The sequence below is a fragment of the Thalassotalea sp. PP2-459 genome, from assembly GCF_001913705.1.
In the GTDB taxonomy this organism is placed as follows: Bacteria; Pseudomonadota; Gammaproteobacteria; order Enterobacterales; family Alteromonadaceae; genus Thalassotalea_C; species Thalassotalea_C hakodatensis.
The window spans coordinates 1-11852 of record NZ_MKQD01000033.1 but is presented as its reverse complement, the minus strand read 5'-3'; the positions used below and the strand labels follow the sequence as shown (position 1 = coordinate 11852).

The 11852-nt window shown below is 38.6% G+C and carries 10 protein-coding genes; 1 reads left to right on the top strand and 9 read right to left on the bottom strand.

The window, feature by feature from the left end:
- Positions 1-89: 89 nt before the first annotated feature.
- The 9 genes from BI291_RS06005 to BI291_RS05965 form a co-directional block, all read right to left on the bottom strand.
- On the bottom strand, positions 90-491 hold the full coding sequence (locus BI291_RS06005) for a VOC family protein (RefSeq protein WP_074497107.1): 402 nt from the start codon (positions 489-491) through the stop codon (positions 90-92).
- Between the two features lie 137 nt (positions 492-628).
- Complete coding sequence (locus BI291_RS06000; protein WP_074497105.1) at positions 629-1339, bottom strand: copper homeostasis protein CutC; 711 nt, start codon at positions 1337-1339, stop codon at positions 629-631.
- Positions 1332-2318, bottom strand: a complete 987-nt coding sequence (locus BI291_RS05995) for an HD-GYP domain-containing protein (RefSeq protein ID WP_074497102.1) — start codon at positions 2316-2318, stop codon at positions 1332-1334. Before BI291_RS05995 ends, BI291_RS06000 begins: the two co-directional genes overlap by 8 nt.
- An 11-nt stretch (positions 2319-2329) precedes the next feature.
- A complete protein-coding gene (locus tag BI291_RS05990; RefSeq protein WP_074497100.1) occupies positions 2330-5650 on the bottom strand; it encodes an MHYT domain-containing protein in 3321 nt (1106 codons plus the stop codon).
- Positions 5651-5721: 71 nt separating this feature from the next.
- Positions 5722-7611: a DNA topoisomerase IV subunit B gene (gene parE, locus BI291_RS05985; protein ID WP_074497097.1), complete on the bottom strand. Its 1890-nt coding sequence runs from the start codon at positions 7609-7611 to the stop codon at positions 5722-5724.
- A gap of 37 nt (positions 7612-7648) precedes the next feature.
- Entirely contained in the window at positions 7649-8224 is a 576-nt protein-coding gene (locus BI291_RS05980; RefSeq protein WP_074497095.1) for a YqiA/YcfP family alpha/beta fold hydrolase, read from the bottom strand.
- A gap of 4 nt (positions 8225-8228) precedes the next feature.
- Positions 8229-8975 carry a metallophosphoesterase gene (locus BI291_RS05975; RefSeq protein WP_074497093.1) on the bottom strand — a complete coding sequence of 249 codons (747 nt, stop codon included), beginning with the start codon at positions 8973-8975 and terminating at the stop codon, positions 8229-8231.
- Between the two features lie 15 nt (positions 8976-8990).
- Positions 8991-9371: a DUF1249 domain-containing protein gene (locus BI291_RS05970; protein ID WP_254849534.1), complete on the bottom strand. Its 381-nt coding sequence runs from the start codon at positions 9369-9371 to the stop codon at positions 8991-8993.
- Positions 9372-9465: 94 nt separating this feature from the next.
- Complete coding sequence (locus tag BI291_RS05965; protein ID WP_074497088.1) at positions 9466-10092, bottom strand: NUDIX domain-containing protein; 627 nt, start codon at positions 10090-10092, stop codon at positions 9466-9468.
- A 179-nt stretch (positions 10093-10271) separates the two neighbouring features.
- Here BI291_RS05965 and tolC point away from each other — a divergent pair, with 179 nt between their 5' ends.
- The gene (tolC, locus tag BI291_RS05960) at positions 10272-11648 is read left to right on the top strand and encodes an outer membrane channel protein TolC (RefSeq protein ID WP_074497085.1); all 1377 of its coding nucleotides are present in this window, start codon (positions 10272-10274) and stop codon (positions 11646-11648) included.
- Positions 11649-11852 lie beyond the last annotated feature (204 nt).

Sequence of the window (11852 nt, the reverse complement as noted above, 5' to 3'; positions counted from 1 at the left end):
ACACGGTGGAAAAATATTAACCTGAAATAACATCGGTTGTTAATGTTTAAATCGATATATCTTACATATTCATTTAACAGGCAAACTTGTTAACTAAGTCGCCAATAACTTGCTTCTATTTTATTACTATCATGGTCAATGATGAAACAACCATAATATGGTTCACCATATTCAGTTCTACCGCCCGGTTTACCGTTACACTTACCACCTAAGGACAACGCTAAATCGTAAAATTGATCAACTTGTTCCATTGATGTTGCTACAAAGCCAAAGTGAACACCATTACCAGGTGACGCCAGTTTTTTATCAAAGGGTTGTTGCACCCAAAACTCTGGGTACCCTTTACCAAAGGCGATAGCATGTTCATATGAACTCACTAACTTTATACCTAAAACAGCTAATATCGGTTGATAAAACGTTTTCGCTCGCTGTAAATCATTTGTGCCGATAGAGGCGTGGCAAATACTTCGGTTAACTCTTTGTTCAATCATCTCGAATGTTTACAATTATTAAAAGATTAGGTTACCACGATAAAAAATGAAACGTTATGGCTTTAAAAGTATTTAAATTACTAACAATAATGTAAATAACAGGTTAGTAAAAGGCTTTTTGTGAGAAAATAATCGCTTCAGCATTTTAAGTTTTTGATAGCTAACGCATCAATAAGGCCATTATTTAATACGCCTGAATAACTATGGAAGCTAACACGTGCGCTATCAGGGAAAAGCGAGCTAGTAATTGCTGATATGTTCTTGGCCGAGACGCCTCCACCTATCACCACTTCAATGTGTTCATCCGCCAGTGTAAGGTACCGGTTGATATTATCAATTCCGTCCAGTGCATTACCTTCTGTTTTCCAGGCAACACCAGACGTTAACACACGATCAAACGCTAAATCCTTTAATTGTGCTAGTGCGGTTTCTCGTTCCAATATCGCATCAAAAGCACGATGAAAGGTTGTTTTTAATGATAACTTTTTTGTTGTGTAGAGTAACATTTGGCAAGCATTTAGGTTAATTTGCTGCTGTTGATCAACCACGCCAAAAACTACACCATCTGCTCCACACTCTTTAGCTTGTATGATTTGCTCGTTCATTGTAATCAGCTCATCGACAACATAATTAAAATCCCCCGCTCTAGGGCGTATCATTACCAAAAGTTCGCCCTTTGGAAAATGTTGCCGAGTGACTCTGATAGCGTCAACACTAGGGGTCAAGCCATCTACATGCATATCAGCACATAATTCGATTCTATCGACACCTGCTTTGTTACATGTCTTCGCATTTTGTGCCAAGATGGCTACATTGTCAGTATCTAGGCAAACTTCAATGCTATTCATCTTGATATTGCTGCTTAATTGCGAGTACTTTATCAAGTTCTTGATCCAGTAAATCAACGAGCTTAGGCTCAAAGTGTTTACCTCTTTGTTCTCTAATAAAGCTCATGGTTTTGTCGATGCTCCAAGCATCTTTATAAGGCCGTTTACTCGTTAGTGCATCAAATACATCAGCTAATGCAACTATACGCCCTTCTATAGGAATATCTTCACCTTTTAATCCGTTAGGATAACCACTACCATCCCATTTTTCATGATGGGTTAAAGCAACCACTTTTGCTAGGCTGATTAACTCAGAATCATCTTCACCTAAAATTTCAACGCCTATTTGAGGATGAGTTTTCATAATGGTAAATTCTTCATCGGTTAATTTACCCGGTTTGAGCATGATATGATCTGGTATACCTATTTTGCCAACATCATGCATAGGTGCAGTATGTAAAAGCATGTCAGCGTTAGCTTCACTGAACCCATACGCTAAAGCAATTATTTTTGAGTAATGGCTCATACGAACCACATGCATACCTGTTTCGTTATCTTTAAATTCAGACGCTCTTCCCAAGCGTTGAATAATTTGTAAACGCGTTTCCTTTAATTCTTCAGCATTCACTAATGATAAATGGGTAGCAACCCTTGCTCTAACAACTGCAGATGAGACTGGTTTTGTAATGTAATCAACAGCGCCAATCTCAAAACCTTGTGTTTCATCTGTTTCATGATTTAACGCCGTGACAAATATAACGGGAATTTTTCTCGTAAGCTCTGCTTCTTTTAGTTGCTTACAAACATCAAAACCCGTCAAGTCTGGCATCATAATATCAAGTAAAATCAAATTTGGTTGTTTACTTACTGCTAATCTAAGTGCTTCTTCACCACTTTTAGCAAATACCAAACGATAATCTTGATGTAAAATTTGTTTCAGTACCCGTAAATTGGCAGGTTCATCATCAACAACTAAAATTAATGGTCTATTATCTTGCATGTCTCTATACCTTAACGATTAGCCATTTGATTTAATACATCTTCAATCAATGCGACAGCTTGTGTAAATTCAAAATCGTTAATCGATTGATTAATTGCATTAAGCTCAGACTGAAAACACTGTTGTCCTTGAATGTCCGTAATTTTAAGTAGCGCCTGTTCATCTATTTCATTTTGCTCCGCTGCAGCTTTTAATATTTGCAATGTATCAATAAGTTCATCTGCATTGCCAAGGTTTCCTTCTGTTGAAGCTACCGTATTCCCTTCTTGCTCTACTTCAGCTTTTACTGCATCGAACATCGCTTGAATAGCATCAATAACAGGAGCGCTTTGCATCGGATGACTAGTAATGATTGCTTCTAATTTTTCTAAATGACGCATTAAACTAATTAACGATAAGTTACCACAAACGCCTTTTAGCTTATGTGCGAGTGCTTTTAATTCTTGCCAATTTTGTGCTTCGCATAATGGCGTTAACAACGTAAAATCTTCTGGGTATTGCTGGGTAAACTTCACCAGTTCTTGATAATATCCTTCTTTTGATCCCCACAAAGCAACCCCTTTTTTCTCATCAATGAGTTTACCTAATGCTTCTTCTGGTTCTGTTATATCTGGTTGACAAGTCTCAACACCTAACACGCGAGCGGCCTCATTGAACAATGCAAAAATATCAACAGGTTTATTAGCAAAGCCATCCATACCAGCATTTTTTGCAGCAACCCGATCATCGTCCAATACACTCGCAGTAAAGGCAATAATAGGAATATGATCAAGCCCTTCTTCCTGCTCTACTTTTCGCCGCTCTTTGGCTGCAGTTAAACCATCCATGATAGGCATTTGAACATCCATAATCACCAGGTCTAAGTTGTCTTCTGCGGCCATGCGAATTAACGCTTGTTGACCATCACGAGCTGTTAACACCGTATGCCCCTCTCGCTCTAATAAAACAGAAAGTAAATCAATATTTTGCTGAATATCATCAACAACTAAAACCGTCATTGGTGGTAACTTGATACGTTCTTGTTTTTGTTCTACAACAAGGTTTTTACGCGCTTGGAGTGGAAGAGTAAATCTGAAGGTACTGCCTTTATTTTCTTCACTTGTCGCACTAATTTTACCCCCCATTAATTCGACAAGTTGTTTACTAATCGTTGTTCCTAGCCCTGTGCCACCAAAGCGGCGACTCATTGAAGCATCTGCCTGAGTAAAAGGGTCAAATACAGCAGAAAGTTGTGACTTACTCATGCCTATTCCACTGTCTTCAATCACAAATTCAATGTTGTTATCTTGGGTTGGTGATACGGTTATTTTCACATAACCTTGTTGCGTGAATTTGACGGCATTACTCACTAAGTTGGTGAGTACTTGACGAACTCTTTCTGGAGAACCTGCATATGTCTTCTTTAATTTAGGTGATACGTCAACGGTTAATTCAAGCCCTTTATTTCTTGCTTGTAACCATAAGGTAGAGACAACTTCGTCGACTTCTTGAATTAATGAAAAATCACGAATTTCGAGATCCAGTTTTCCTTTATCTAATTTCGCACTATCTAAGATATCATTCAATAAATGTAACAAAGACTTAGCAGAATTATTGATGGTTTTTAAATGTCGCTGTGGTTCAGCCGCTAAGCCACTTTCTAGTAAAATATCACTGAAGCCAATAATCGCGTTCATTGGTGTACGAATTTCATGGCTCATGTTTGCCATAAAACTTGCTCTTGCAGACGCAGCTTGCTCAGCAGACTCTTTAGCCGTTCTAAGCTCTTCTTCCATTACTCGTCGTTCAGTGATATCCATAATGAAACCGTCTATCCAAGATTCATTTTTTTCTTCATCTTGCACATGACGCCCCTGCCCAATCATCCAACGAATGTCACCGCTTCGGGTAATGATACGATATTCAATATTAAATGCCCCGCCAAGAGTAACTTTTGCTGTTATATTGTCAATATCGTCAGGGTGAACCAGCTCTGAAAAGCTTCGCTTAGGAGATGGTAATAAAAAATCTTCCGGTGGATACCCAGTGATAGCTTCAACAGCTTCACTAATAAAGATCATTGGCCGGCCAGGCACATTTTTACATCGATAAGCAATGCCTGAAATATTGGTAATTAATGAACGATATTTTTCTTCATTTTCACGTAACGCTCTTTCCATGCGTATACGAGGTCTAATATCTGAAATAAACGCAACAAAAAAATCATTAGTGCTTAATTTAACGTGTCCTATGCCAAGGCGAATTGCAACACTGCTACCATCCTTATGTACAGCTTCTACTTCTCGGCCTTTACCAATAATATTTGCTTCGCCAGTCGCTAAATACCGCTCAATATAGTTGTCATGTTGTTCATGATACGGTGAAGGTACGATAATTTTTACGTTTTGCCCTATTAGCTCAGCCGACGACCAACCCAATAACTGTTCTGTCGCTTGGTTGATACTTAAAATAGTGCCTGTATTATCAATGCTAATAATGCCATCGACCGCGGTGTTCATCATGGCACGCATGCGATGTTCACTTTCGGCTGCCTTTCTTGAAATATCTTTATAACGATAAATCATGTTTAGTCCTAACACTAAACAGATAATCACAATAGTGGTAATTGAAATACCTAACGCTAAGTAAATGGATATTTCGGACGTTTGCTTGCTTAACTCAAGCCCAGGAGGTCTAACAAATCGTGCTGCCGCCATGCCAGTGTAATGCATTCCTGTTATCGCGCATCCCATCACGATGCTTGCCCATAAATGAGGGGACCACCACTTAAACTCTTTCTTGCTCAACAACGTTAGACCAAAATAAATCCATAAAGACAGCATTGCCAACGTAACAGCAACAACTATCGACAAAGCAAACATCCAAGGCTCATATCGCAATAAAGGCGCCATCTCCATCGCTGCCATTCCAGAGTAATGCATGGTGCCGATCCCTGCTCCTACCAAAACGCCACCGATTAATAACGATAAAAAGCCTTTTTTGTGACTATTAATATAATTTAACGCAACCCACGAAGCGAAAATGCCTGGTAGCATAGAAAAAAAGGTAATTAATCCGTTATATTCAACGGTTGTGCATAAATCAAAAGCGAGCATACCGATAAAATGCATACTCCATATGCCGCCACCTAACGCAACGCTACCTATGCCAAGCATACTGTGTCGACGTAATGCTGATACTTTCCCCTTTGCTTGGGCTGCAACCTGCAGTCCCATAAAAGAGGCGAATATTGCAATAAAAATGGAAAGTGCTACAAGCCAGGGATTATAGTTACCATAAATAAGAATACTGTCGGCTGAGATTGTAAATTGTGTAATCACCCAATCTAACATACATCAAAACTCCAAAATCAAACGACTCTATGAGTCGTTAAATGCATCGCGATGCATTTCTACAAAGCAAATTATATAACTTCTACTCGATCGCCGTGTTCTTGCAACCATTCTTTTCTGTCGCCACTGCGCTTTTTCGACAAGAGCATGTCCATAATTTCCATTGTCGCGTCAAACTCATCAACCGTTAGCTGCACTAACCGTCTAGTATTTGGATCCATAGTTGTTTCACGTAATTGTAACGGGTTCATTTCACCTAACCCTTTAAAGCGTTGAACGTTAACTTTACCGCGTTTTTTCTCAGCTTCAATACGATCTAAAATACCATTTTTTTCATCTTCATCGAGTGCATAATACACTTCTTTACCCACATCAACGCGATATAAAGGTGGCATAGCAACATACACATGACCTGCTTGCACTAATGGCAGAAAATGTTGAGTAAACAGCGCGCACAATAGCGTGGCAATATGTAACCCATCTGAGTCAGCATCGGCTAGAATACAAATTTTTCCATAACGCAACCCTGATAAATCGTCGCTATCAGGGTCAATACCTAATGCCACAGATATATCATGTACTTCTTGAGAAGCTAAAATTTGACCAGAATCAACTTCCCAGGTATTTAATATTTTCCCACGCAATGGCATGATTGCTTGAAATTCTCGATCGCGTGCTTGCTTTGCACTGCCCCCGGCAGAGTCACCTTCAACTAAAAATAATTCGCTTCGTGTAGAGTCTTGGCTACCGCAATCAGTTAGCTTGCCGGGTAAAGCTGGTCCTTGTGTTACCTTCTTACGCACTATTTTTTTAGCGGCTTTTAATCGTCTCTGCGCATTTGAAATACAAAACTCAGCTAATGCTTCGGCAATTTCGGTATGTTCATTAAGCCAAAGGCTAAACGCATCTTTAACAACACCGGTTACAAACGCCGCGCATTGTCTGGAAGATAAACGCTCTTTCGTTTGGCCAGCAAATTGTGGATCTTCCATTTTAACTGACAAAATAAAAGCACATTTATCCCAAATATCATCAGGCGTTAGTTTTACACCTCGAGGAATAAGGTTTCTAAATTCACAAAACTCCCGCATAGATTCCAACAAGCCTTGGCGCAATCCATTCACATGTGTACCGCCTTGAACGGTTGGAATTAAATTAACATAGCTTTCCGCAATACCGTCACCACCTTCGGGTAGCCAAGTAACAGCCCAGTCAGCAGCTTCATTTTGAGAAGAGAAAGTGCCGATAAAAGGCTCTTCTGGCAAACTTTCGTAATTTTTTACTGACTCTTTTAGGTAGTCACACAGGCCATCTTCATAGCACCACTGATATTTTTGGTTTTCATTTTTATCGTGGAATTTTATCGTCAAACCAGGGCATAAAACAGCTTTCGCTTTTAACAAATGCACCAATCTACGTACTGAAAATTTAGCCGAATCAAAGTATTTTTCATCTGGCCAAAACTTTACTCTGGTACCAGTATTACGTCGGCCAACAGTCCCAGTTTCATGCAATTCTTCTACTTTATCACCGTTTTCAAACGCCATTTCAAAAACTTTTCCTTCACGGCGAACAGCGACATCAACACGTTTTGATAACGCGTTAACAACAGAGATACCTACACCGTGTAAACCACCGGAAAATTGATAATTTTTATTGGAAAACTTTCCGCCAGCATGTAGCTTACAAAAAATTAACTCTACGCCACTAACACCTTCTTCTCGGTGAATATCTGTAGGCATTCCGCGACCATCGTCAATAATTTCTAACGATTGATCTTTATCCAAGATCACGGAAATATTTTGGGCATAACCAGCTAGTGCTTCATCAACAGAATTATCGATAACCTCTTGGCCTAAATGGTTAGGCCGATTAGTATCGGTATACATACCTGGACGGTGACGGACAGGGTCTAAGCCACTGAGGACTTCTATTGATTCAGAATTATATTGTTCGCTCATAATGGGTTCTAATAATTATTATGACTGTGAATTGATGTTATTGCAGAGACAAGAATACCATTATTTCAGGTAACATTTTTTGATAATCAACAAAACTGTGATCGCCGTTTGTTTGCACAATTAAACGATTACCCTGATATTTTTCTACTGCTTGACGATAATCTAACACTTCATCACCTGTTTGTACCATCATCATATAACGATTTATTGATATTTTTTTGTGATAAAGATCGTGTAATTCATGCATATGTTGTTCAGTCACATCATAAGTCTCACCTGTATATGGGTTCTTTTGCTCACCAATATAATCATGAAGCAACTCAAAAGGCTTCACCGCAGGATTAATTAATACGGCCGAATAACCGTACTTTTCCGCTAAGTAAGTAGCAAAATAACCACCTAATGATGACCCCATCAAAACCCATTGTTCATTCGGTTCACTCGCTAATATTGCTTCACATTGCGCAATAGCGGCTAAAGGTGAACTCGACATTTGTGGACAATGAAAAATAACATCAATGTTTTTATCATGAATATATTGTTTCGTTAATATTGCTTTTTCTGATTGAGACGACGAATTAAAGCCATGTAAATATAAAAGATGTTTAGTCATATGTTTAAGATAAGAATACCGCTTGAGTCGTTAGCACATTGTTTTGATCGATAGTAAATAGCCGAAATCCAGCCGGTAAGTAACTGTTTACTACCGTATCAGCTGTTTTATCGAATTGAATTGATGTCGCAGGACAGGTAAATAAGGGCATGTCATTAACGTCTAGCGATAATGTCATGGCATTGTGCACATGACCGCATGCAACCGCCTGAATATTATCATATTTAGCCAGAAATTGATTAAAAAACGCATCATTTATTAATGGGTGTTTGTCAATAAAGTAACCCACGTGCTTCGGGTGATGATGCATTAAAATACATTGATACTTTTCAGGGGTAATACTCTTGGCTAACCGAGCTGCTTCTTCAGCACTAAATACCCCAGCAGGCGTAGCACTTTTAGTGTTTATCAATTGTATTTGCCAGTGCGGTAAATCAACCGTTTTTTCATGACTAAATACGTCATCAGTAAAAAATTGGCAGAACTTATCTGGCTCATCATGATTACCCGCTAAATAATAGATAGGTTTATCCGGTCCATATCGTTTAATTGCTTCGGTGAAGAGTTGATAGGCGCCATCAGAATGATCTTGGGTTAAATCACCAGTAAACACAATAAAATCAATATTTTGATTGTTTTTTATATCGGTTAACACCTTCACTAAATTGTCATAAACATTCGCGCCATGATGACAAGTTTGACGGTCAGCGAACAAATGACAATCTGAAATTTGCGCGAACGATACAGTCAATTTTCTGCCTTAAACTTATGACAAAGCAACATGACTTTGACCCAATTGTAAACTTAATTGCAACCATTCGGTCAAAAACTGATTTATTTGCTCTTTCTCATCAGGCAAGTGCATACGCTTATTTGGGTAGTCATATCGTGGCTTAATTTGTCGCACATCTTGATTAGACACTACTTCAGCCATGCGGGCATCATGGTATAAGCGAATGACCATTTTAGGACGTAAAAATGCTGATAAATCAACACCCTTGATTGTTGCTTCTTGTTTTATGGTCACTAAGGAAGTGTAGCGAGTCACTTCATTTACCGTTAACGCAAATGAGAGAAAATCAGAAATAAAAAAATGCCGAGACTCACCTTGCTGCTCTTTACCAGCAAGCAACCTTAAAAGCAGCATATAATTAACCTCACATATTGTCATCAATGTAGACAATTTAGGACGATATGGTGTATTTACAGTGCTCATTAGTTAAATAAAAATCCGGTAGCGATTACAAAGTTTGATAGTTTAAGGCTAGCCATTGTAACCCAATTATCGTTGCAGCATTAGTGATTTTTCCTTCCGAAAGTAAAGCCATTGCTTGCTCCCTTTTTATCACATGCACGAGTATATCTTCGTGTTCTTCATCTAAGCCAAAAACCCCTCCAATATTTTCACTGCTTACTTTAGCCAAATAGACATGCATCGCCTCACTCATGCCGCCAGGACTCGAAAGATACGTCATCACTTTTTGCATGTTTTCTGGTGCAATATCAATATTTGCCTCTTCTTTGGCCTCACGTATTGCAACATCAATCGGAGATTCATGCTTTTCAAACATACCAGCAACAAATTCTAGCAACCAAGGGTTACCACCGTATCGAATAGCCCCAGCTCTAAATTGTTCAATCAAAATAACCTGGTCTAATGCTGGATCATAAGGAATGACAACCACAGCATCTTCACGTTCAAATACTTCTCTACTAATTACTTCGCTGACACTACCATCATATTTTTTATGGCTAACGTGATAACCATCAACCTTAAAAAAACCTTGATATAATGTTTCTTTGTTATGTAATGTATAATCGTTTTGCGTGTAACCTAATATCGGTGGTGATGTAAATGTGTGTTTCATTGTGTAAAATTCACCCTTTCAAATGTAACGAAATAAATTTTTAGAAATAGTAATAAATATTTTGTTACACTAGAATGCCCTTGAAAACATTTATTCTATTTAGGTTAATCCTATGTCCATGTAGGATAACGACATATTAATAATAAGCACTAATAGCATATCTAAGGAATTGCTTCGACATGAAAAAATCAGTTACCTCGATAATTATCGGCATTGTATGTGCTACAAGTAGCGCTTTTACTTATGCGCAAGATCTATTATCGACTTATGAACTAGCAAAAGCGAATGACCCAGTTGTTCTTAAAGCGCAAGCACAATTTAACGCCTCTCAGGAAGGAATAGTACAAGCTCGCTCTTTATTATTACCACAACTGTCAGCAAACGCGAGCATAACAGCCAGTGAGCGTGATAGCCAAAACTACAACAGTGACTTAGGTGGCTTTGGTAGCAACATAACCACAAAAACAGACTCTACTAGTTATGGTGCTAATTTAAACATGCAGTTATACCATCATGATACTTGGTTAAGACTCGACAACGCGAAAAAAATAGCGCACAGAAGTGATATCTCGTATCAGGTTGCCAAGCAAGATTTGATCATTCGCGTTACAGAAGCATATTTTGCCGTATTAAGTGCGAAAGATGATTTAGAGTTTGCTAAAGCTGAGAAAAAAGCCATTGAACGACAGTTAGAACAAACAAAACAGCGTCATGCTGTAGGCCTAACTGCGGTAACAGCTGTGCATGAAGCACAAGCGCAATTTGATAATGCGGTAACAGCAGAGATTCGCGCAGAAAATAATGTGTATAACGCCGAAGAAGCATTACGCGTTATCACAAATGTATACCCGCGCGATCTAAACATTCTCAATACTGAGCGTTTTAGTGCTTCACGCCCATCACCAGACAGTGCGAATGAGTGGCAACAAACAGCAGAAGCGAAAAATCTTGATTTAATAATAGAGAAGATATCCGTTGATATTGCTAAAGAAAGTATCAACATTGCCCGTGCTGGTCATTATCCCACACTCGATTTAAACGGTTCTTATGGTCAAGACAAAGCACAATCGGATTTTACTACCGGAGGCGTGACGCAGAGCTTTCCTGAGTCGCCTTACAATGACAGCCAATCTATTAGTATTACTTTAAGAGTACCAATCTATTCTGGCGGTGCTACCACAAGTGCGGTAAGACAAGCTCAAGCAAACTATGTTGCAGCAAGTCAAGACCTTCAGCAGAGTCATCGAAATGTCGTTCGTAATGCAAGAAACTCTTACAATACAGTCATTGCTAATGTTTCAAGCATTAAAGCATTACAACAGTCTGTAATTTCTGCTGAAAGTGCATTAAAAGCTACTGAAGCCGGGTTTGAAGTGGGAACTCGTACCATTGTGGATGTACTAGACAGTACACGTAATTTATATAACGCTAAGCGTAATTTATCATCAACTCGATATAATTATATTCAAGCAATTTTAAATTTAAAACGTGCTGGTGGCACCATTAGTGAAAAAGACATTATCGCAATTAACCAAGGGTTAAAAACCGCAAGTTAATTATCTATGAAGCGATAAAAAAGCCGATAAACAGTGTTTATCGGCTTTTTTATCAGTTAGAATCTGATCGCCATTAAATTCTATAGAAATGTGAGATCTTTTAGAGCGTATTGATCTTTGCTGTTTAAGTTTTGTTCAAATTAAACGCCTTCTGATCGCGGCACTTGGATTATTGCATAGTCATTCTATGGTTAATTCAAGTAA

Excerpts from the sequence above, each read along its gene's own strand:
- BI291_RS06005 (WP_074497107.1), bottom strand. The coding sequence starts at position 491 with ATGATTGAACAAAGAGTTAACCGAAGTATTTGCCACGCCTCTATCGGC.
- BI291_RS06000 (WP_074497105.1), bottom strand. The coding sequence starts at position 1,339 with ATGAATAGCATTGAAGTTTGCCTAGATACTGACAATGTAGCCATCTTG.
- BI291_RS05995 (WP_074497102.1), bottom strand. The coding sequence starts at position 2,318 with ATGCAAGATAATAGACCATTAATTTTAGTTGTTGATGATGAACCTGCC.
- BI291_RS05990 (WP_074497100.1), bottom strand. The coding sequence starts at position 5,650 with ATGTTAGATTGGGTGATTACACAATTTACAATCTCAGCCGACAGTATT.
- parE (WP_074497097.1), bottom strand. The coding sequence starts at position 7,611 with ATGAGCGAACAATATAATTCTGAATCAATAGAAGTCCTCAGTGGCTTA.
- BI291_RS05980 (WP_074497095.1), bottom strand. The coding sequence starts at position 8,224 with ATGACTAAACATCTTTTATATTTACATGGCTTTAATTCGTCGTCTCAA.
- BI291_RS05970 (WP_254849534.1), bottom strand. The coding sequence starts at position 9,371 with ATGCTGCTTTTAAGGTTGCTTGCTGGTAAAGAGCAGCAAGGTGAGTCT.
- BI291_RS05965 (WP_074497088.1), bottom strand. The coding sequence starts at position 10,092 with ATGAAACACACATTTACATCACCACCGATATTAGGTTACACGCAAAAC.
- tolC (WP_074497085.1), top strand. The coding sequence starts at position 10,272 with ATGAAAAAATCAGTTACCTCGATAATTATCGGCATTGTATGTGCTACA.